The 22104-nt window shown below is 67.6% G+C and carries 17 protein-coding genes and 2 tRNA genes; 11 read left to right on the forward strand and 8 right to left on the reverse strand.

Translation table 11 applies throughout. The annotated features are described in order from the left end of the window. Nucleotides 1-365, forward strand: a 365-nt coding sequence (locus tag E3O28_RS04665; RefSeq protein ID WP_134415327.1) for an HNH endonuclease signature motif containing protein, incomplete at its 5' end; no start/stop codon positions are given. A 138-nt stretch (nucleotides 366-503) separates the two neighbouring features. Here the strand turns inward: E3O28_RS04665 and E3O28_RS04670 are convergent. The 5 genes from E3O28_RS04670 to serS all read right to left on the reverse strand — a co-directional run bounded on the left by E3O28_RS04670 (nucleotide 504) and on the right by serS (nucleotide 4253). Then, nucleotides 504-594: transfer RNA gene (locus E3O28_RS04670), tRNA-Ser, on the reverse strand. A gap of 89 nt (nucleotides 595-683) precedes the next feature. Next, the gene (locus E3O28_RS04675; protein WP_104099894.1) at nucleotides 684-1928 is read right to left on the reverse strand and encodes an LCP family protein; all 1245 of its coding nucleotides are present in this window, start codon (nucleotides 1926-1928) and stop codon (nucleotides 684-686) included. 41 nt (nucleotides 1929-1969) lie between these two features. Next, nucleotides 1970-2054: transfer RNA gene (locus E3O28_RS04680), tRNA-Ser, on the reverse strand. Nucleotides 2055-2175: 121 nt separating this feature from the next. Then, nucleotides 2176-2988 (reverse strand): HAD family hydrolase, encoded by an 813-nt coding sequence (locus tag E3O28_RS04685; RefSeq protein ID WP_134375151.1) that lies wholly within the window; start codon nucleotides 2986-2988, stop codon nucleotides 2176-2178. Further along, a complete protein-coding gene (gene serS / locus E3O28_RS04690) occupies nucleotides 2985-4253 on the reverse strand; it encodes a serine--tRNA ligase (protein WP_104099896.1) in 1269 nt (422 codons plus the stop codon). Before serS ends, E3O28_RS04685 begins: the two co-directional genes overlap by 4 nt. 48 nt (nucleotides 4254-4301) lie before the next feature. On the opposite strand from serS, the gene E3O28_RS04695 reads away from it, so the two are divergent. Next, on the forward strand, nucleotides 4302-5297 hold the full coding sequence (locus E3O28_RS04695; protein WP_104099897.1) for a diacylglycerol kinase family protein: 996 nt from the start codon (nucleotides 4302-4304) through the stop codon (nucleotides 5295-5297). A 55-nt stretch (nucleotides 5298-5352) separates the two neighbouring features. On the opposite strand, the gene pheA is transcribed toward E3O28_RS04695, so the two are convergent. Beyond that, entirely contained in the window at nucleotides 5353-6294 is a 942-nt protein-coding gene (pheA, locus tag E3O28_RS04700) for a prephenate dehydratase (RefSeq protein WP_104099898.1), read from the reverse strand. A 36-nt stretch (nucleotides 6295-6330) separates the two neighbouring features. Here pheA and pgm point away from each other — a divergent pair, with 36 nt between their 5' ends. Continuing rightward, nucleotides 6331-7947 carry a phosphoglucomutase (alpha-D-glucose-1,6-bisphosphate-dependent) gene (gene pgm / locus E3O28_RS04705; RefSeq protein WP_104099899.1) on the forward strand — a complete coding sequence of 539 codons (1617 nt, stop codon included), beginning with the start codon at nucleotides 6331-6333 and terminating at the stop codon, nucleotides 7945-7947. An 83-nt stretch (nucleotides 7948-8030) separates the two neighbouring features. Here the strand turns inward: pgm and E3O28_RS04710 are convergent, their stop codons facing one another. Together E3O28_RS04710 and E3O28_RS04715 are read right to left on the reverse strand one after the other, a co-directional pair. After that, entirely contained in the window at nucleotides 8031-8741 is a 711-nt protein-coding gene (locus E3O28_RS04710) for an amidase domain-containing protein (protein ID WP_134415328.1), read from the reverse strand. 154 nt (nucleotides 8742-8895) lie between these two features. Next, entirely contained in the window at nucleotides 8896-9696 is an 801-nt protein-coding gene (locus tag E3O28_RS04715) for a M15 family metallopeptidase (protein WP_241973016.1), read from the reverse strand. Nucleotides 9697-9845: 149 nt separating this feature from the next. Between E3O28_RS04715 and E3O28_RS04720 the strand changes: the two genes are divergently transcribed. The 8 genes from E3O28_RS04720 to E3O28_RS04755 all read left to right on the forward strand — a co-directional run bounded on the left by E3O28_RS04720 (nucleotide 9846) and on the right by E3O28_RS04755 (nucleotide 22071). Then, nucleotides 9846-11624 (forward strand): MDR family MFS transporter, encoded by a 1779-nt coding sequence (locus E3O28_RS04720; protein WP_241973017.1) that lies wholly within the window; start codon nucleotides 9846-9848, stop codon nucleotides 11622-11624. A 165-nt stretch (nucleotides 11625-11789) separates the two neighbouring features. Next, nucleotides 11790-12470, forward strand: coding sequence for an NAD(P)H-binding protein (locus tag E3O28_RS04725; protein WP_134415329.1), 681 nt, complete (start codon nucleotides 11790-11792; stop codon nucleotides 12468-12470). 205 nt (nucleotides 12471-12675) lie between these two features. Further along, entirely contained in the window at nucleotides 12676-16191 is a 3516-nt protein-coding gene (locus tag E3O28_RS04730; RefSeq protein ID WP_134415330.1) for a hypothetical protein, read from the forward strand. 140 nt (nucleotides 16192-16331) lie between these two features. Continuing rightward, complete coding sequence (locus tag E3O28_RS04735) at nucleotides 16332-17609, forward strand: ABC transporter substrate-binding protein (protein WP_104099954.1); 1278 nt, start codon at nucleotides 16332-16334, stop codon at nucleotides 17607-17609. 113 nt (nucleotides 17610-17722) lie between these two features. Beyond that, nucleotides 17723-18709: a sugar ABC transporter permease gene (locus E3O28_RS04740; protein ID WP_104099904.1), complete on the forward strand. Its 987-nt coding sequence runs from the start codon at nucleotides 17723-17725 to the stop codon at nucleotides 18707-18709. Further along, the gene (locus tag E3O28_RS04745) at nucleotides 18706-19548 is read left to right on the forward strand and encodes a carbohydrate ABC transporter permease (RefSeq protein ID WP_104099905.1); all 843 of its coding nucleotides are present in this window, start codon (nucleotides 18706-18708) and stop codon (nucleotides 19546-19548) included. The genes E3O28_RS04740 and E3O28_RS04745 overlap by 4 nt, the downstream gene beginning before the upstream one ends. A gap of 41 nt (nucleotides 19549-19589) precedes the next feature. Next, nucleotides 19590-21002 carry a GH1 family beta-glucosidase gene (locus E3O28_RS04750; protein WP_134342541.1) on the forward strand — a complete coding sequence of 471 codons (1413 nt, stop codon included), beginning with the start codon at nucleotides 19590-19592 and terminating at the stop codon, nucleotides 21000-21002. Between the two features lie 40 nt (nucleotides 21003-21042). Beyond that, nucleotides 21043-22071 carry a LacI family DNA-binding transcriptional regulator gene (locus tag E3O28_RS04755; protein WP_104099906.1) on the forward strand — a complete coding sequence of 343 codons (1029 nt, stop codon included), beginning with the start codon at nucleotides 21043-21045 and terminating at the stop codon, nucleotides 22069-22071. The last annotated feature ends 33 nt before the right edge of the window (nucleotides 22072-22104 follow it).

Here is a 22104-nt window from a genome sequence, read left to right on the forward strand (position 1 = left end):
GGTTCGGGCCGCACAACGAGGTCCTCAGCCTCAGCACCGAGAATCGTTTCTTCAACCGGGCCCAACGCCGCGCCATCGCCGCCCGCGACGGCGGCTGCACCATCCCCGGCTGCACCGTGCCCGCCGCCTGGTGCGAAGTACACCACGTCACCCCCTGGCACCGCGGCGGAAAAACCAAGATCACCAACGGGGTCCTCCTCTGCTGGTACCACCACCACAGCATCGACACCTCCGGCTGGAACATCCGCATGATCCGCGGCACACCCCAAGTCCGGGCACCCTACTGCTACGACCCCACCCGCACCTGGCGGCCTGGGGGAGGGAACCGGTTGGGGGCTCGACAGGCTCAACCAACGTTGGCGTGATTTTTCGGGATCGGGTCACCAAATGGCTCAGACACGGACGTTGGTTAGAGCCTCCGGAATCGAGTCACAGGTGCGTTCCGGGACAGAAAAACCCCCGCACCCAGTGAGAAAAACCGGGATGCGGAGGAACGAGAAGCGCGGAGACGGTGGGATTTGAACCCACGGTACCCCGTGAAGGGTACTCCACCTTAGCAGGGTGGTGCACTAAGCCGTACTATGCGACGTCTCCTTGGGGTCTGCAGCGCAAACCCACGTAGGCAAGCATAACGGTACTGACGGCATCCGCACGAACCGAGGACTGCGGGCGCCGCCCGGAGACTACTGGTCCTCGAGCGACCGGCCTGCAGAGCAGGTGACGTCTCCGGCGGTCTGGCCCTGGACTGAATCGGAAAGCACTGCGGTCGGGGGCGTCGCGGCCGGATCCGGGACCGGTGCGGCCGGATCGGTCGTGGCATCGGGATCCGGGATCGCAGCCGGGTCCTCCGCAGCCGGGTCTCCGGCCAGTTGGAGCGAGTCGTCATCTTCGACGGCGGTGAACAGGTCGTCGAAGTCCGGCTGGATCGGTTCCACGCCGCCGTCAACATTGCCGGTCGGGGCCTGCACGAAGACCACCTTGCTGAGGTCGATGTCCTTCAGGGCCACGGCGATCGACGCCAGGGTGGAGACGTCGTTGAGACTCGTGGACAGGTTCATGTTGGCCGTGACGGCCTTGGCCAGCGAGTACACCTTGACGGGATCGGAGAGTGTGGACGCACTCTTCACGGTTCGTACGAGGGAGGACAGGAACACCTGCTGGTTGCTGATCCGCGTCAGGTCGCTGCCGTCGCCGACGCCGTGGCGGGTGCGCAGGAACTGCAGCGCCTCCAAACCCTCGAGCGTGTGCATTCCGGCCGGAAGGTAGGTGTTCGTGTACTCGTCTTCGATGTCTTCGGCGACACAGACCGGCACGCCGCCGACGGCCGTCGACATGGCCATGACGCCGTCGAACTGCACCTCTGCCGCGTAGGGGATGCTCAAACCGGTGAGCTTCTCGACCGTGAGCACGGTGCAAGCCAGGCCACCGTAGGTGAGCGTGGTGTTGATTTTCTGGCTGCTCATCGCGTCGAAGGTGCCGCCAGCAGGGTCCGGGCACTCGGGGATGGGAACATACATGTCCCGGGGGAAGCTGATCACGGAGGCGTTGGTGTGGTCTTCGGAGATGTGCAGCAGCATGGTGACATCGTTGAGGTCGCCGGTGGAATCCTCCGGCCCGAACGAGGCATCCTGACCCTTTCGGCTGTCACTGCCGACCACCAGCAGGTTCACGCCGCCCGGGATCGCATCGATCTTGGGGGCGGGACCCTCGGTCTCGTTGGCCAGGGGCACGCTCTCCTGCACACTCGACGCGACATCGTAGGTCGCGATCGCGGCGACGGATGCACCACTCACGAGCAGCACGGCCAGTGACGCGGCGAGCACCTTGGCCACGGTCACGAACGGGTTGGAGCGGCGCAGCCGGCCATGGCGGGCGATGGTACTGAGCTTCTTCGATCGTGTCGAGCGGGGGCGTAATTCGTCGCTCACTCAGGTCCCTTCGTTTGTGCAGGTCGTGCAGAATCGAGGTGCGGAGGGCGTGGGATTCGAACCCACGAGACATCTCTGCCCACCAGTTTTCAAGACTGGCTCCATCGGCCGCTCGGACAGCCCTCCCGGTTCGCTGCCCGCGGCGCTGGTGGAACACGCGGTCGCGGACTAACGAATACCGACCGATTCTAACCGCTTGCAGACTCACCACCGTGCCAGAGGATGCTGGCAGCGGGCTGGGCACCGCCTACAGGCTGCTCAGAACGAGCGCGAGCCCATCTTCGTGAACGGCACCGGTGATCTCGCCGGCCGCCGCGAGCACCTCGTGCGGAGCCTGCCCCATGGCCACTCCCCGACCCTGAACCGACGCCCACTGCAGCATCTCGATGTCGTTGCGCCCGTCGCCGACGGCCATCACGCGGCTCCGCGGAATCCCGAACTCGGCGCGCACCCGCTCCATGGCGGTGGCCTTGTTCACGCCGTCGGGGGCGATATCGAGCCAGGCAGTCCAGCCGATCGCGTAGCTCACCCGGTTCAGCCCCATCCGGTCGACGATCTGAAGAAAATCCTCCATGTCGTGGTCAGGCGAGATGACGACCACCCGGGTGGCGTCCTGGCGCAGCAGATCGTCGAACTCGACGTGCTCGCTATCCAGCCCGATCGTGGCATCCGGGAACGGCTCCGTGTAGCGGTAGAAGCCGCGCTCGTCTTCGACGGCGTACCTGGCCCCGACCAGGTGCGAGCGGATCTGCATCAACACATCGGTCGGATCGAAGGTCTCGACCCATTCGCGCCGGTACCCGGTGGGGGAAGCCGGGTCGCGGTGCAGGGTGATCGCACCGTTCGAGCAGACCACGAAGCGCGGGGTGATGTCCAGGCGCTCGAGCACGGGGAGCGTGGCGGCGGACGAGCGCCCGGTGGCGAGCATGACCTCATGACCGGCCGCGGCGAGCCGCCGCACCTGGTCGAGGACGCCGTCGCTGATCGTGCCGTTCTCGTGCATGGTGGTGCCGTCGATGTCGAGGGCCACCAGCCAGGGGGCATCCGTCGGCGTCGTCATGCGCCCACCGGCCGAATGACGTCGAGGCCGCCCAGCCAGGGGCGCAGCGCCTCGGGTATGAGTACCGAGCCATCCGCCTGTTGGTGCGTTTCGAGCAGGGCCACAATCCAGCGGGTCGTCGCCAGGGTGCCGTTGAGGGTTGCGACCGGCGTGGTCTTGCCCGACTCGGTGCGGTAACGGATATCGAGCCGGCGCGCCTGGTAGGTCGTGCAGTTGCTCGTGCTGGTCAGTTCGCGGTAGGCGTTCTGGGTGGGGACCCACGCCTCGATGTCGAACTTGCGGGCGGCGCTGGAGCCGAGGTCGCCGGCGGCCACGTCGATGACGCGGTAGCTGAGGCCGAGCGCCTGGAGCATGTCCTCCTGCAGGGCGACGAGGCGGTCGTGCTCGGCCTCGGCATTCTCCGGCAGCACGTAGGTGAACATCTCCAGCTTGTTGAACTGGTGCACCCGGATGATGCCGCGGGTGTCCTTGCCGCCCGAACCGGCCTCGCGCCGGTAGCAGGTGGACCAGCCGGCGTAGCGGAGCGGTCCGCCGGACAGGTCCAGGATCTCGTCCGAGTGGTAGCCGGCGAGCGCGACCTCGCTGGTGCCGGTGAGGTAGAGGTCGTCGGCGGGGAGGAAGTAGACCTCGTCGGCGTGCTCGCCGAGGAACCCGGTGCCGTCCATGATCTCGGGCCGCACCAGGGTGGGCGTGATCAGGGGGATGAAGCCGGCCGCCAGCGCCCGGTCGAGCGCCATGTTCATCAGCGCGATCTCGAGGCGGGCGCCGATGCCGCGCAGGAAGTAGAACCGGGCGCCGGACACTTTGGCCCCTCGGGCCATGTCGATGGCGCCAAGCAGTTCGCCCAGCTCGAGGTGGTCGCGCGGCTCGAAGTCGAAGGCGGGCACGGCGCCATGGGTGCGGAGGGTGACGAAGTTCTCTTCACCGCCGGCCGGTACGCCGTCGATGACGGGGTTCGCGAGGGTGCGCACGACCGCGGTGAACAGCGCCTCGGCCTCGCTCGAGGCGGCCGCGGCGGACTTGACGTCGGCAGCGAGGCTCTGTGCCTGGGCGACGAGGGCCTTCTTCTCCGCGGGAGGCGCGGAGGCCACTTGCTTGCCGAACTGGTTCTGGGCGGCACGCAGCGCCTCGAACGCCCGGATAGTGGCGCGACGCTCCGCGTCGGCGGCGAGCGCGTCGTCGACCGCCTCGACCGACGCACCGCGCGCTTTCTGCGAACGCTTGATGAGGTCAGGATTCTCTCGCAGCAGCACAGGATCAATCACCGAATCAGTCTACAAGCGCATGGTCCGGCACCTTGCTAGCCTTACCGCGTGGATACTCCCGATCAACCGACAGTTGTTCGGCGGGCGGCAATCGTCTACAACCCCACCAAAGTCGACCTGGACCGCCTGCGGGCGAGCGTGGCCCGCGCGGAGACCGCGTCGGACTGGGCCGGCTCGCTCTGGCTCCCGACCGCCGCGGACGACGCCGGCAGGCAAGCCGCCCGGCTCGCCCTGGCGAAGGGTGCGTCCCTGGTGCTCGTGGCGGGCGGCGACGGCACGATTCGCGCGATCGCCGACGTGCTCCGTGGCTCCGGTGTGCCCCTGGCCATCGTGCCCCTCGGCACCGGCAATCTGCTGGCCCGCAACCTGGGCCTGCCGCTGTCGAACCTTGACGAGGCCACCATGGTTGCCTTCACGGGCGGAAACAAGCCGATCGACGTGGGTGTGGCATCCGTGCGCACCGACGACGGCGCCCTGGCCGACCACGTCTTCCTCGTGATGGCGGGCATCGGCATCGACGCCCAGATGGTCGTGAGCACGCGGCCCGAACTGAAGCGGGCGGTGGGCTGGCTGGCCTACGTCGACGCCGTGGCGCGCGTGCTCCCCCGGGTCAAGCCGTTCCAGATCCGGTACAGCCTGAACGGGCGCCCGCACCGGCCGGCGCACGTGAGCACCATCCTGATCGGCAATTGCGGCCTGCTGCCGGGAAATATCCAGATTCTGCCGGATGCCCGCCTCGACGACGGCATCCTCGACATCGCCATGCTGCAGCCCAAGGGTGTGCTCGGCTGGCTCACAATCTGGCGCCGGGTGACGTGGGAGAACGGCGTTCTGCGCCGCTCGGCGGCCGGGCGTCGCATCATCGAGCGAACCGAATCGACCACTGCACGGGTGCTGACGACGCTGCACGCCGCCGATATCCGGATCGTGCTGGTCGAGGCGCAGGAGTTCGAGGTGGACGGCGACGCGCTCGGCCCGGTGCGCTCGGTGTCCCTGCGCACCGACCCTGCCGCCCTCGTCCTGCGGGTTCCCGTCGCGGCCTGAGGGCCGGGCCGGGCTGGACTGGGCTGGGCTGGGCTGGGCTGGGCTGGTGGGACCGTCAGACCGCGGGCTCGCCGAGCAGGCCGCGCAGCCAGGCGCGCGCACCGATAAAAACGTTGTCGTTGTAGCGCGAGGTGAACTCGATCGGCTGCTTGTCGGCCCGCGGGTACGAGCCGAGGAAGATCACCTGGGGGCTGAACCGGCGCAGGCCGAGCAGCGCGTCGGCCACGCGTTCGTCGTGGATATGACCGTCGGCATCGATCACGAACCGGTAGCGCCCCAGGGCGTCGCCGATGGGGCGCGACTGGATCAGGCTGAGGTTGACGCCCCGGGTGGCGAACTGCTCGAGCATCTCGAGCAGGGCGCCTGAGCGGTCTTCGGGCAGCTCCACGATCAGGCTGGTCTTGTCGGCGCCAGTGCGGGGCGGCACGGTGGTGGTTCGGCTGACGAGCACGAAGCGGGTGACCGCGTTGGCGTTGTCGCCGATACTGCGGGCGAGCACGACCACATCGTGGTGCTTCTCGATGCCGGGCGGGGCGATGGCAGCATCCGCCTGCCCTGATTCGACCAGCGACGCGGCGGCGGCCACGTTGCTCGACGCCGGAAGGTGGCCGTGGTGCGGCAGATTGGATTCCAGCCAGCGGCGGCACTGCGCATAGGCGACCGGATGCGCGTTGACGATCTTCACATCGGCCAGCGCGGTGCCCGGGCGAGCCACCAGGACGAAGTTCACCGGAACCAGGTACTCGCCGATGATGCGCAGGTCGGGCACGCTCGCGAGGGCATCCTGCGTGGCGGACACGCCACCGTCGACGGAGTTCTCGATCGCGATCATCGCGGCCACACTACGGCCGGACACGACGTCGTCGAACGCCTCGCCGACATTGTTCACGGCCCGCCACGGCTTGCCCTGGGCTTCGACGACCTGGGTGAGGGCTGCCTCGGTGAAGGTGCCCGTCGGCCCGAGGAAGCTGTAGCTGACATTGCGCGACTCGGACATGCAGATCAGCCTAGTTGCAGTGCAAGACTGGACACTATGAACGAACGCGCGGGCACAGCGGCCCTGGAATCTGACCTTGTCGATGTCGAAGCGCTGGTGAAGGCGTACTACGACCTGAAACCGGATGTCACGGTGCCAGGCCAGCGAGTGGCCTTCGGCACCTCCGGTCACCGAGGGAGCTCCCTCAACACGGCCTTCAATGAAGACCACATCATCGCGACCACGCAGGCGATCGTTGAATTCCGCGCCATGCAGGGCATCACCGGGCCGCTCTTCATCGGCACCGACCCGCACGCCCTGAGCGCGCCAGCCTATACGACCGCCCTCGAAGTGCTCGTCGCGAACGGCGTGCGCGTGCTGGTCGACGAGTTCGACGACTATGTGCCTACTCCGGCCCTCTCGCACGCGATCCTGGCCTACAACCGGGCCGGGAACAGCGACGAGGCCGATGGGATCGTGGTCACCCCGAGCCACAACCCGCCCTCCGACGGCGGCTTCAAATACAACCCACCGCACGGCGGACCGGCCGACAGCGACGCCACCTCGTGGATCGCCGCCCGGGCCAACGAACTCATCGCCGCCGGGCTCAATGATGTCAAAAAGAGCGAGCCCAGCGCGGTCGAGACCTACGACTTCCGCGGTGGGTACGTGAATGACCTTGAGAACATCATCGACATGGCCGCCATCAAGGCCAGCGGCATTCGTATCGGAGCCGACCCGCTCGGCGGCGCGAGCGTGGGCTACTGGGGTGCGATTCGCGACCGCTACGAGCTCAACCTGACCGTGATCAACCCCCACGTCGACCCCACCTGGCGCTTCATGACCCTGGACTGGGACGGCAAGATCCGGATGGATCCGTCGAGCCCGTCCGTGATGGCATCCGTCGCCGCCCACAAGGACGAGTTCGACATCGTCACCGGCAACGACGCCGACGCCGACCGGCACGGTATCGTCACCCCCGACGGCGGGCTGATGAACCCGAACCACTTCCTGGCCGTGGCCATCGACTACCTGTACAGCCACCGCGAAGGCTGGCGGGCGGATGCCGCGATCGGCAAGACGCTCGTCTCCTCCACCATGATCGACCGCGTCGCGGGTTTCCTCGGCCGCGACCTCTGGGAGGTGCCGGTCGGATTCAAGTGGTTCGTTCCGGGCCTGATCGACGGCTCGGTCGCCTTCGGCGGCGAGGAGAGCGCCGGCGCCAGCTTCGTGCGCTTCGACGGAACCGTCTGGACCACCGATAAAGACGGCATCCTGCTGGCCCTGCTCGCCTCGGAGATTCTCGCCGTGACCGGCAAGACGCCCAGCCAACGCTACGCCGAGCTGGCCGAGCACTTCGGCGACCCGGCCTACGCTCGCGTGGACGCGGCCGCGACGCCCGCCCAGAAGGCGCAGCTGTCCAAGCTCGACGGAGCCGCCATCACTGCCACCGAACTCGCCGGCGAGAAGATCATCGCCAAGCTGAGTCACGCTCCCGGCAACGGTGCGGCAATCGGCGGCGTCAAGGTCGTCACCGAGAACGCCTGGTTCGCGGCCCGGCCGAGTGGCACCGAGGACGTTTACAAGATCTACGCCGAGTCCTTCACTGGCCCGGAACACCTGAAGCAGGTGCAGATCGAGGCCAAGGCCATCGTCGACGGCGCCATCGCCTGACGCGTCTGATCCGGACCGGCTTGACCACCGCGGCGGTCGAGCCTGTCGGGACCGGAGATCAGCGGTAGGGAGTGCTTCGGTACCTAGGGAATGCTCCAGTAGTACGCCGTGGCGCCCGGGTGCTTCTCGGTGATCGCGTAGTCAACCGACCGGAAGTCGGTGTCGTCGGTGTGGCCGGCATAGTATATCTGGATGTCGTCGCCCGACCCCTCGATCCGGGTGACGACCCCGGTGTGGTCGCGGTCCCCGGAGTTGTCCCAGTCGAACTGGGCGACGTCGCCGAGCTTGACCTGGTCGCGCTGGTCATCCGTCAGGGCGGTGGCGCGGCCGGACTGCGCGACGTAGTCCCGGAACGCGGTTGAGCTGATCCACGGTGACGAGGTGTCGAAGTCGGAGCCGATTCCCTCTGCGTACCACTGGTCGTCCATGGTCCAGCCCCGCTCAATCAGGGATTGGCTGGTGAAATTGACGCAGTCGTTGTCGGTGATGACGCCGTAGCCATCCGTGTTGTAGTCGGTCCAGTGGGCGAGCATGTAACTCACCTGCGCCTGCACCTGGGCGTCGATGGGAACCGGCTCTGCGGCCTCCGCGGGGGCGACCCGATCTGCAGCCGTCGCGTCAGACGCGGCCGCATCGGCCTTCGGCGCCGTTTGCGTGGAGTCAGCAGCCGGGGTCGGAGTCGCCGAGACGACGGGTTCATCCCCAGTCACCCCGGCCACGGCGGCCGTTCCGGCCACGAGGCCGCCCAGAACGAGCACGGCAGCGACGATGCGGAAGCGTCGGGTCAGAACCACAGATTTCTCTCTTCGTTCGGGGTGCCACCGGGGTGTGTGGCAGACACGCCCTGTTCGGGGGACGGTTCCCAGATAATCACACTTATCCGGGAAATGCCCGGGTGGACGACACACCGGCCCTGCGCCGATCAGGAAACGGGATTGGGGAACGAGATCAGTGGTAGCCGGGAGCCGCCGGGAGCCCGAAGAATTCCTCGAGGGTGGCGGTTCCGGTGGCGTGCATCTCCGTGGCCAGTTCCGTTCCGATGTAGCGGAAGTGCCAGGGCTCGTAGCCGTAGCCGGTGATGGCCACCTTGTCGGCCGGGTAGCGCAGCAGGAACCCGAAACGCCAGGCATTCCCGGCAAGCCACTGCCCCTGTGGGGTGTCGCCGAAGCAGGCATCCAGCGAACAGATCCGGGGCAGTGCGCTGATGTCGATGGCCAGACCGGTCTGGTGCTCGCTGTTTCCCGGCCGGGCCGTGCTGGTGTCGGCGAACGCCTGTCCGTTCGCGGCGACATCCGCGTCGTAGACCATCACCTGGGCCGCGAAGCTCCGGTAGGCGCTGTGGGACTGCAGCTTCAGCCCGGTCTCCGCCTCGAACGCGGAGAACAGGGCCACGGTTGCGTCCGACGCCTCCCGGCGAAGTTGCGGGCTCCAGACGTGAGCCACCGGGACGTCGACGAGGTCGGTCGGAGCGTAGTCGGTGGGGTTCAGCGGGCGGGTCTTGTCAACGACGACCCAGAGGCTGGCCGGGTCGTCGAGTGAGCGCGCGGAACGGTCAAAGGTAGGCATCACGGCCGGCTCCGGGGAACCTGTCGGGGCGGAACGAGGCGGGGTGGGGGTGGCGCTCGGTTCGACACGGGCAATCAGCGTCGGAGCGACGGCGGAACCGACGACGGGCGGCGCGGTTTCCCCGGTCAGGGCTCCGGCCGCCACCGCACCGGCGGCGAGTACAGAGATGACGATGGACAGCACGACGATACGCCTCCGCCGTAACGGATGCGCGACCCCCACTGCCCGATCTGCCCACACGATGCTGAGCCTAGACCGGAGCGGGTTCCCCCAGCCTCCGACGGCCCGCAGGGGCTTGAAGATTGTTTGCCCATCGTGTAACTTTGCGCACAATGCAAACTTCTCCCGCTCTCGCCGCCCCGCCGCTGATGTCCCACCGGCAGATTCTCTTCGTCATCTTCGGACTGATGGCCGGAATGTTCCTCTCCGCCCTCGATCAGACCATTGTCGGAACATCGATGCGCACCATCGCCGACGACCTCGACGGCATGGCGCTGCAGGCCTGGGTGACGACCGCCTACCTGATCGTGTCGTGCATCAGCACGCCGATCTACGGCAAACTCAGCGACATTTTCGGGCGCCGCCCGCTGTTCCTGATCGCGATCACGATCTTCCTCATCGGCTCGCTCCTGGCCGGCCTGGCGAACTCGATGTACGAGCTCGCGATCTTCCGGGCCATCCAGGGGCTCGGCGCCGGCGGCCTGATGGCTCTCCCCCTGACGATCATGGGCGACATGCTGGCACCCCGGGAGCGGGCGAAATACCAGGGGTACTTCCTGGCCGTCTTCGGGGTCTCCAGCGTGATCGGCCCGCTCATCGGCGGCGTCCTGTCGGGCTCGGACACGATCCTCGAAATCACGGGCTGGCGGTGGGTCTTCCTGATCAACCTCCCGATCGGCATCATCGCCCTCGCAATCGTGCTGAAGTTTCTACACGTTCCCCACTTCGCCCGGCCCGTTCGCATCGACTGGTGGGGAGCGGTGACCGTGATCCTTGCTGCCGCGCCGCTGCTGCTCGTGGCCGAGCAGGGCCGCACCTGGGGCTGGGGTTCGATCCCCTCGATCGCCTGCTACGTGATCGGACTCTTCAGCATCGCGGCCTTCATCCTCGCCGAGCGGCTGATGGGCGACGACGCGCTCATCCCGCTGAAACTGTTCCGTTCGTCCACGTTCAGGATGGCGACCATCCTGGGCGTCTTCGTCGGCTTCGGCATGTTCGGCGCCATGATGACGGTGCCGCTCTACCTGCAGCTCGTGAACGGGGCCACCCCGACGGAGAGCGGGTTCCTGATGCTGCCGATGATCGCGGGCCTGATGATCTCCTCCATTGTGAGCGGCCAGCTGATCGCCCGTACCGGCCGCTACAAGGTTTTCCCCACCATCGGCACTGCCTTCATGTCGGCAGGCTTCCTGCTCTTCACATTCGCCACCGCCGACAAGCCGGTCGGATTCATGATGGCCGGGATGCTCCTGATCGGCCTCGGCCTCGGCCAGCTGATGCAGACGCTCACCATCGCCAGCCAGAATTCGGTCGGCCCTCGGGATATCGGCGTGGCCACATCCGCCGCGACGTTTTTCCGCCAGATCGGCGGCACGCTCGGCACCGCCGTGCTCTTTTCGGTGCTGTTCACCCGCATCCCCGACACGATCGGCGCGGCCTTCGACAACCCGACCATCGTCTCCGGGGTCAGGGACGCTGCAACGGACCCGGCCGTGCAGGCCGACCCGGCGAACACCGGCATCCTGGCCCTGTTGGCCAACCCGGGCAGCGTGGGCGGCGCCCTCGACGGCGACACCTCGTTCCTCAACACGGCCGACCCGCGGCTCGCAGAGCCGTTCCTCGTCGGCTTCAACGGCGCATCCGTCACCGTCTTCTGGGTGAGCCTGGCCGTCGTGCTGGTCGCATTCGTACTGAGCTTCTTCCTCACGGCGCCGCCGCTGCGCAACACCTCCGCCCTGCAGGAGGCCGCGGACGAGAACGCGGCCGAGCTGACCGCGCAGGCCGAGCTGACCCGGGACGCGCAGCGGGCCGCCGACAGGATGGGCGCCCTGGTCGAGCCGGGGATCGACGTCGACGAGTTCGAGCGCGAGGCCCGCACCCAGCCCCGCTAGCACCCGAACGAATTCGACGGAGATTTTGCTCCTACCGCCCCATTTAGGCCTCAAATCGTCACTTTGTGGCAAAATCTCCGGCGAATGCGCACAGGGCGCGCAGTCACGGATGGCCCGGTCCGGGCGTTGGGGAATTGTGGGGGCCGTCGGGGCGTTGTATTAGTAATGCGCATTGTTATTGCAGGTGGACATGGAAAAATCGCCCGGCAGCTCACGCGGGAGCTCACGAAGAACGGCCACGAGGTCCTCGGGCTGATCCGCACGGAGGAACAGAGGGCGGACCTCGTCGCTGACGGAGCCGTTCCGGTGGTGTTCGACCTCGAAAAGACCTCATCGGCCGAGGCTGCGCACCTCTTGGCCGGTGCCGACGTCGCGGTGTTCGCCGCGGGCGCCGGAGCCGACGGCAGCGAGGAGCGCCGTCAGGCCGTCGACTTCGGCGGCTCCGTGCGACTGGCCGACGCGGCTGAGTCCGCCGGCGTGGCGCGCTTCATCCAGATCTCGTCGACCGGCACCGAGAAGGTGCGGGACGGTCAGACCCCGGCGGATGTACCGGCGGACTTCCTGGGCTACCTGCAGGCCAAACTGGCGGCCGAGGAAGACCTGATCGCTCGGCCCCTGGCCTGGACGATCGTTCGCCCCGGCGGCCTCGTCGACGACGCAGGAACCGGACTGGTGCGCCTGAACCCGGCCGGCCCCGGCCTGCCGGAAGATCGCGCGACTGTGCCCCGCGCGGACGTCGCGGCCGTGCTGGCCGCACTCATCGAGACCGGCGCCGCCGAGCGCCGGGTGCTGCACCTGGTCTCCGGCGACGAACCCGTCGCTGCCGCCGTAGCCGCGTTCGCCTAAGGCTTCGGCCGCCAGGCGGGCCCCCGCCGGTCGACCCGGTGCACCTTCAGCCGACCCAGCGCCGGCCCTCCGCACAACACCGCGGGGGGCCGGCGCTTGAATGCGCGGTAGATGTCTGGCAGTCTGTGAGAGCGCTCTCATCAGTGAGATGGTGGAGCCTTCGCCGGCCGGAACATCCGCCGGAGTGAATCCAATGGAGGATCGCATGCCCCTCGAGACCATCATTCAGCCCACCGGCCGGGGCGAGATCCCGTTCGACCCCGCAGATGGCACTGACCCTGCGGAGGGCACCGTCCGGGGCGGACCGGTCGATCTGGACGGGCGCCGGTTCTACCGGATCGAGGCCTACGACCAGATGCCGCCGTTCTTCATGACCCTCGTCGGCGCGAGCAACGTCTGGCTCTTCATCTCGAGCACGGGCGGCCTGACGGCAGGACGGGTCGACGCCGATCGGGCCCTGTTCCCGTATTACACCGACGACAAGGTCACCGAGAGCGGCGGCCGAACCGGTGGGCTCAGCGTGCTGCTCGTTCGACGCCCCGACGGGACCGGGATTCACTGGCAGCCGTTCGCGGAGGTGCGTCCCGGCGATCAGGCCGTGCAGCGCACGCTGTACAAGGACGCCCTCGGCACGACCCTGGTCTTCGAGGAGACCCGCCCGGATCTCGGCCTGCGCCTGCGCGTGACCTGGCAGACGAGTGCCCGCTTCGGCGTCGTGCGCAGCTGCGCCCTGACCTCGCTCACCGACCAGAAGCTCACCGGCGAGCAGCTCGGCGAAACGCTCGACGTCGACCTCCTCGACGGCCTGGTGAACATCCTTCCCGCCGGAGCCCTCAAGAAGACGCAGAACGAGCTGAGCGTGCTGCTGGACGCCTACAAGCGGGCCGAACTCGACTCTTCGACGGGCCTCGGGCTGCTGACGCTGAACGCGACGCTCTCCGACCTCGCCGAGCCCAGCGAGTCGCTGCAGGCCAACGTGGCCTGGCAGGTAGGGCTGGGCAACGCCGAGCACCTGCTCTCGATCAGCCAGGTGGCTGCCTTCGCCCGGGGCCGGGGCATCACCGCCGAGACGGATGTCCGCGGCCAGCGCGGCGCTTACCTCGTGCACGCACGGATCACGCTGGCCCCCGGAAGCACGCAGCGCTGGCAGATCGTCGCCGACGTCAACCAGGACGCGGCCGATGTCGTCGCCCTGCGCGAGAAGCTGCGAGATCCTGCCGGGCTCGCCGAGGAGCTCGCGGCCGACATCGTCGGCACCCGGTCCGACCTGGAGACGATCCTCGCGGCCACCGACGCCGCCCAGCACAGCGGCGACGAGCTCGCGACCATCCACCACACCGCCAACGTGCTTTTCAACACGATGCGCGGCGGCGTTCCGGCCGAGGGCTACACGGTGGAGTTGAGCGACGTGCGGGCGTTCATCATTCAGCGGAGTCAGTCGACCGCCCAGCGCTGCGCCGGCGTGCTGGCGGCGCTGCCCGAGCGGCTGCGCTCCGACGAACTCATCGCCATCGCCCAGGAGTACGGCGACGTAGACCTGTGGCGCCTCGCCACGGAATACCTGCCGCTCACGTTCAGCCGCCGGCACGGCGATCCGAGCCGGCCGTGGAATCAGTTCCGGATCGTTCTGAAAGACGAGAGTGGCATCCGTCGCCTGGAATACCAAGGCAACTGGCGGGACATCTTCCAGAACTGGGAGGCGCTGGCCTGGTCATTCCCCGAATACGTGGAGTCGATGGTCACGATCTTCCTTGACGCCACGACCGCCGACGGCTACAACCCGTACCGGATCTCTCGCGAGGGCATCGACTGGGAGGTCCCCGAGCCCGAAGACCCCTGGGCCAACATCGGTTACTGGAGCGACCACCAGATCATCTACCTGCTCAAGTTGCTCGAGACCTCCCGCCGATTCCACCCGGGGCGCCTCGACGCGCTCATCAACCGGGCGGCCTTCACCCACGCCGACGTGCCGTACCGGATCGCCGCCTATGCGGACATCCTCACGGACCCGTACAACACCATCACCTTCGACGACGAGCGGCAGCGCACGATCACGCGGCGGGTCGCCGAGGAGGGCTCGGACGGTCGGCTCGTGCACGGTGCCGACGGCGCCCTCGTGCGGGTAACGCTGGCCGAGAAGGTGCTGCTGCTCCTGCTGGCCAAGCTCGTCAATCTGGTGCCGGACGGCGGCATCTGGATGACGACCCAGCGCCCGGAATGGAACGACGCCAACAACGCGCTCGTCGGCCGTGGCCTGTCGGTGGTCACCCTCGCCTATCTGCGCCGCTACCTCGTCTTCGTGCAGGACCTCCTGACGGTCGACGTCGAGCTCTCGAGCGAGCTCGCCGGACTGCTCACCGCGGTGCGCGACGTGCTCTTCGAGCATGCGGACGGCCTGGCCGGCGGGTTCGATTCCACTCGCCGCCGGGCCGTGATGGACGGCCTGGGCGAGGCAGGGACCTCCTATCGCGAGCGGGTCTACGCCGGGTTCGATGGGGAGCGGTCGACGGTCGCCGCGGGAGACGTCGCCGAGCTGCTCGATCTGGCTCGGCGCTTCATCGAGTCCGGCCTGCACGCCAACCGGCGGGACGACGGGCTCGTGCACTCCTACAACGTGCTGGAGTTCGGAGACAATGGGGCCGATGTGCGTCGGCTCGCGGAGATGCTCGAGGGCCAGGTCGCCATCCTTTCCTCCGGCCTGCTCGGCCCGGAAGAGACGCTGGACCTGCTCGGTGCCCTGCGCACGAGCCGGCTGTACCGCGCCGACCAGCACAGCTACATCCTCTATCCCGACAAGGACCTTTCGTCCTTCCTCGCCCGCAACACCTTCAGTGCGGCACGGGCCGCCGACTGCCCTCTCGCCCTGCGCCTCATCGCTGCCGGCGACCGCAGCATAGTTGTGCGGGATGTTCAGGGCGACCTGCACTTCGCCGCCCACATCCGAAACGCCAGGGGCGTTTCGGAGGCGCTCGACCGGCTCAGCGCCGACCCGACGCTGCAGGGCGCCGTGGAACAGGACCGGGCCGAACTGCTCACCATCTTCGAGGAAGTCTTCCGGCATGCGGAATTCACCGGGCGCTCCGGCTCGTTCTTCGCCTACGAGGGCCTCGGCAGCATCTACTGGCACATGGTCGCGAAGCTGCTGCTCGCGGTGCAGGAGACACTCGACCGGGCCGTCGCCGAGCAGGCGGATGAAACTTCGATCCAGGGGCTGATGATGGCGTACGAGGACGTGCGTGCCGGCATCGGCTACCGCAAGGATCCGCTCACCTACGGTGCGTTCCCCACCGATCCTTACTCGCACACGCCCGCCGGCCAGGGCGCCCGGCAGCCGGGGATGACCGGGCAGGTCAAAGAGGAGGTGCTCACCCGCCTGGGCGAGCTCGGCCTGCGGGTCGAAGGCGGTCGCATCCGTTTGCGGCCCACCCTGCTGCGGGCCGGCGAGTGGACCACGGCTCCCGGCACGTTCGCCTACCGGGATGTCCTCGGCGAGCAGCACAGCGTCCAGCTGCCCGCGGACACGCTCGCGTTCACGTTCTGTCAGGTCCCGGTCGTGTTCCACCGCGGCGGCCCGCTCGAGATGGTCGCACACCTCGCCGACGGCGCCCAGGTGCCCGGTCCCGGCGGCACGCTCGACGCCGACGTGAGCGCGAGCGTCTTCCGCCGCGACGGCCGGGTGCGCTCCCTCACGGTGACCGTACCGGACCAAGACGGACTCTGACCGCCGAGCCAGGAGAGAGCGCTCTCTTGACAAACCATCGATGCGCGCACTAACGTAAGCACCACCACGTGAGAGCGCTCTCACGGCACAATGAGAGCGACCTTGCATCCACCCATCAGCACGCACACAAGGGAGTGACCGTGAAGCGTTTCCCGCGCACCACACTTGCAGTAACAGTCGCCGGAGCAGCATCCTTCGCACTGGTTCTATCCGGTTGTTCAGCGAACGCCGGCGGAGAGCAGTCGACCGACGAAAACGTCAAACTGACCGTCGCGACGTTCAACGAATTCGGCTATGACGACCTGTTCGCCGAGTACGAGAAGGCCAACCCGAACGTCACCATCACGCACAAGAAGGCCGCCACCTCCAACGAGGCCCGCGACAACCTCACGACCCGTCTCGCCGCAGGCAGCGGCCTGAGCGACATCGAGGCCATCGAGGTCGACTGGCTGCCGGAACTGCTCCAATACTCCGACCAGTTCATCGACCTCGCCTCTGACGACGTCGACGAGCGCTGGCTCGACTGGAAGACCGAGGCCGCGACGGATGCCGACGGCCGCCTGATCGCCTACGGCACCGACATCGGTCCGGAAGCCGTCTGCTACCGCTCCGACCTGTTCGCCGCCGCCGGTCTTCCGACCGACCGCGCCGAGGTCGCCGCACTCCTCGGCACCAGCTGGGAGAGCTACTACGCAGCCGGTGAGAAGTTCGCTGCTGCCGGCACGAACGTGCCGTGGTTCGACTCTGCCGGAGCCACCTGGCAGGGCGTCGTCAACCAGATCCCCAACGCCTATGAAGAAGAAGACGGCACCATCATCGCCACCGGGAACCCGGAGGTGAAGAAGGCCTACACGAGCGTGCTCGAGGCCAGCAGCACGCTGTCCGCGCACCTCGGACAGTGGAGCGACGACTGGACCGCCAGCTTCCAGAACGACGGCTTCGCCACGATGCTCTGCCCGGGCTGGATGCTCGGCGTGATCTCCGGCAACGCTGAAGGCGTCGCCGGCTGGGACATCGCCGACACGTTCCCCGGCGGCGGCGGCAACTGGGGCGGCTCGTACCTGACCGTTCCCGAGCAATCCAAGAACCAGGCCGAGGCCCAGAAGCTCGCTTCCTGGCTGACCGCCCCGGAGCAGCAGCTCAAGGCGTTCGCGTCCAAGGGCACGTTTCCGAGCCAGCTCGAAGCCCTCGAGAGCGACGAACTCCTCGGCGCCACGAACGAGTTCTTCAACAACGCGCCGACCGGTGAGATCCTTGCCAACCGCGCCGCCGCTGTCGACGTGACCCCGTACAAGGGCGAGTTCTACTTCGCGATCAACGACGCCATGCAGCAGGCGCTCACCCGCGTCGAAGACGGCACCATGACGGCTGACGAGTCGTGGGCTCAGTGGGTCACCGACGTCGAGTCGCTCGGCTAACCAGCACCATCCCGCCGGTCGAGCCTGTCGAGACCACCTGGTCCCGGCCGGCCCGACCCCGGTCTCGACCGGCTCACCCGGGCCTCGACAAGCTCAACCACCGAAGGACTTTCATGACTACCGTTGCCGCTGTCGAGGTGAATGCCCGCAGCATCCGCCGCATCGCCCTCAGCCACACACTGAGCCGCTGGGATGTGCGCTTCTCGCCCTACCTCTACATCTCCCCCTTCTTCCTCGTCTTCGCCGTCATGGGCCTCTTCCCGCTGCTGTACACGGCGTGGGTGTCGGTGCACGACTGGAACCTCATCGGCGGCCAGGGCGACTTCGTCGGCCTGGAGAACTTCGTCACGGTGCTGAGCCAGGGATACTTCTGGAACTCCCTGCGCAACACCTTCAGCATCTTCCTGCTCTCGAGCATCCCCCAGATCATCGTCGCGCTCGGCATCGCCGCCGTGCTCGACTTCAACCTGCGCGGAAAGACCTTCTGGCGCATGGGCGTGCTCCTTCCCTACGTCGTGGCCCCGGTCGCCGTCGCACTCATCTTCAACGACCTCTTCGGCGACAAGTTCGGCTTGATCAACAGCGCGATCATGAGCCTGGGCCTCGAGCCCGTGCGCTGGCACGTCGACGTGATCCCCAGCCACCTCGCCATCGCCACAATGGTGAACTTCCGCTGGACCGGTTACAACGCCCTTATCTTCCTCGCCGCCATGCAGGCCGTCCCGCGCGATTACTACGAGGCCGCCATCATCGACGGCGCCAACCGCTGGCGCACCTTCGGGTCGATCACCCTGCCGCTGCTGCGACCGATCATCATCTTCGTCATCCTGACCTCGACGATCGGCGGGCTGCAGATCTTCGACGAGGCACGCATGTTCGACAACGTCGGCCAGGGCGGAGCCAGTCGCCAGTGGCAGACGCTCACCCTGTACATCTACGAACTCGGCTGGAACCAGCGCAACTTCGGCCGAGCGTCCGCCGTGGCCTGGCTCCTGTTCCTGATCATCATCCTCATCGCTGTCATCAACTTCCTCATCACCCGTCGCATCGCGGGCACCGGCGACCGCAAGCTGCGCGTCCGCGCGAAAGGCATCTCATGAGCAAGACCATCATCGGCGGGCACGACCGTCGGCCGTCCCTCTGGGTCTACGGCATCCTGATCGCGGTTATCCTCGGCTCGGCCTTCCCGATCTGGTGGTCGTTCCTGATCGGCAGCCAGGATGCCTCCGCGCTGAACCAGAACGGGATGATGTGGATCCCGGGCGGTAACTTCATCGCCAACGCGGCCACGGTCATCGACAGCATCCCGTTCTGGACGGCGCTCGGCAACAGCATCATCGTGTCGTCCGTGGTGTCGCTCAGCGTCGTGATGTTCTCGACGCTCGCCGGCTACGCCTTCGCCAAGCTGAAGTTCCGCGGCCGGGAAGGTCTGCTCATCTTCGTGATCGCGACCATGGCCGTGCCGACCCAGCTCGGCGTCGTGCCCCTGTTCATCGTCATGTCAAGGCTCGGCTGGACCGGCAGCCTCTGGGCCGTCATCGCGCCCGCCATGGTGACCGCGTTCGGCGTGTTCTGGATGACCCAGTACCTGCGCGACGCACTGCCCGACGAGCTGATCGAGGCGGTGCGCATGGACGGAGCGTCGATGATCCGCAGCTTCTGGCACATCGGTCTCCCGGCCGCCCGCCCGGCCGCGGCGATGCTCGCCCTGTTCACGTTCATCGGCACCTGGACCAACTTCTTCTGGCCGTTCATCGTGCTCGGCCCCGGCAACCCGACCCTCCCGGTTGCACTGCAGCAGCTGCAGGCCGCCTTCTACGTCGACTACTCGCTCGTGCTGGCCGGCGTGGTGCTCTCGATCATCCCGCTGATCCTGGTCTTCATCTTCCTGGGTAAGCAGCTCGTGGCCGGAATCATGCAGGGCGCGGTCAAGGGATGACCTCGTTCGGAACACTCGAAACAATCACCGAGAATATGGGTATGACCTCACACGTTCGTTCCTTCCCGCCCGAGTTCCTCTTCGGGGCGGCGACGGCCGCCTACCAGATCGAGGGCGCCGCCCATGAGGACGGCCGCACGGATTCCATCTGGGACACGTTCAGCCGCGTGCCGGGTGCTGTCCTCAAGGCCGACAACGGCGACGTCGCCTGCGACCACTACCACCGCTATCAGGGCGACGTCGCCCTGATGAAGGACCTGGGGCTGCAGACCTACCGCTTCTCCACCTCCTGGGCCCGGGTGCGTCCCGACGGCGGGCCGGTCAACCCGAAGGGCGTGGACTTCTACTCCCGCCTGGTCGACGAGCTCCTCGGCGCCGGCATCAAGCCGTGGCTGACCCTCTACCACTGGGACCTGCCGCAGGCCCTCGAGGAGAAGGGTGGCTGGACCAACCGCGACACCGCCGCACGCTTCCGGGACTACGCCCTCACCGTGCACGACACCCTCGGCGACCGCGTGGGCGTGTGGACCACTCTCAACGAGCCGTGGTGCTCCTCCTTCCTCAGCTACACCGCCGGCGCCCACGCGCCCGGGCGGCAGAGCCCCCGGGACGGCCTGGCCGCCGCACACCACCTGCTCCTGGGGCACGGCCTCGCCGTCGAGGCGCTGCGCGAACGCGACTCGAAGCTCGAGCTCGGCATCACGCTCAACCTCACCGTCGCCAAGCCGGTCGATCCGACGCATGCGGGCGACGTGGATGCCGCGCGCCGCATCGACGGGCAGTTCAACCGGATCTTCCTCGACCCGGTCTTCCGCGGCTTCTACCCGGAGGATGTGCTCCAGGACGTGGCCGAGTACGGGCTGACCGATTTCATCCACGAGGGAGACCTGGCCCAGATCAACCAGCCGATCGACACCCTCGGCGTGAACTATTACCACGGCGACCTGGTCAGTGATCGCCCGGCCGAACATCCGTTGCTCGCCCAGGCCCCGACCGACCGCCCCACCCGGTCGCCGTTCCCGGCGGCCGACGGCGTCTACGACCACCCGCAGGGGCTGCCGCTGACCGCCATGGAGTGGGAGGTGCAGCCCGACGGGCTACGCGAACTGCTCGTTCGCGTGAACACCGACTACGCCGCCCCGACCGGCACGAGCCTCTACGTCACCGAGAACGGCGCGGCGTTCGACGACGTCGTCGCCGCGGACGGCACTGTTCCGGATGCCCGGCGCACCGAATTCCTGACCGACCACCTGGGCGCCATCCTTGACGCGATCGATGAGGGAGTCGACGTCAAGGGCTACTTCTACTGGTCGCTGATGGACAACTACGAGTGGGCCTGGGGCTACGAGAAGCGCTTCGGCATCGTGCGGGTCGATTACGAGACCCAGGAGCGCACCGTCAAGGACAGCGGACGTTCTTACGCCGAGATCATCCGCAACCGCGCCCTCTCCTGAACCGGAACCGCGAGGGATGCGGGCAAAATATAATGGCGTCATGATAACGAGTGTGCGCCAGGTCCGTCCTTCGCAGCCCACCCTGGAAATGGTGGCCGAGGTGGCCGGGGTTTCCCGGGCCACCGTGAGCCGGGTCGTGAACGGGTCCACCAGGGTCAGCCCAGAGATCGTCGCCTCGGTGACGGACGCCATCAACCAGCTCAACTATGTTCCGAACCGGGCGGCCCGCTCGCTCGCGAGCCGGCAGACCGAGGCCGTGGCCCTGGTCGTGCCTGAGGATATGACCCGGTTCTTCGGTGACCCCTACTTCGCCGCGGTCGTGCAGGGCATCACCCGCCGACTCGACCAAAGTGATTACACGCTCAACCTGCTCGTTGCGTCGAGCGACCCACGGCACAAGACTCTGCGCTACCTGCGCTCGGGCAACGTCGACGGAGCGCTCATCATCTCGCACCACACCGGCGACGACTTCGTGGCCGAACTCGACAAGACCATGCCGGTGGTCTTCGGCGGCCGGCCGTCGAACGCGGACAACCTCGCCGCCTACTTCGTTGACGTCGACAACGCGGCGGGTGCCGAGACGGGCACCCAGCACCTCGTCGACATCGGGCGCCGCCGCATCGGCTCGATCGCCGGCGCGGTGGACATGCCGGCCGGCATCGACCGCCTCACCGGGTTCGAGCGCACGCTGGAGCGGGCCGGGCTGCCCGCGGATGCCGTCGAACTCGCCGACTTCACGGCCGCCGGTGGCGCGGCAGCCACCCGCCGGCTGCTGGAGCGGTGCCCCGACATCGACGGCCTCTTCGTGGCGAGCGACCTGATGGCCACCGGGGCGGTGGATGTGCTGCGTGAGCTCGGCCGCTCTGTGCCCGGCGACGTGGCCATCGTCGGGTTCGACGACAGCCCGGCCGCGACGAGCGGCCCGGTGCCGCTGACCACGGTGAGCCAGCCCTCCGAGGAAATGGGCTACGCGATGGCGGACATTCTGCTGCGCCGGCTCGCCGCCGACGAGAGCATGCCGCACCGCACCCTCATGCCGACCCGTTTGGTGCTACGCGAGTCGGCGTGACACGCGCGGCTTCCCCGGTGCGGGTGCTGCGCC

It is taken from the genome of Cryobacterium sp. TMT2-14 (assembly GCF_004402465.1).
Taxonomy (GTDB): domain Bacteria; phylum Actinomycetota; class Actinomycetes; order Actinomycetales; family Microbacteriaceae; genus Cryobacterium; species Cryobacterium sandaracinum.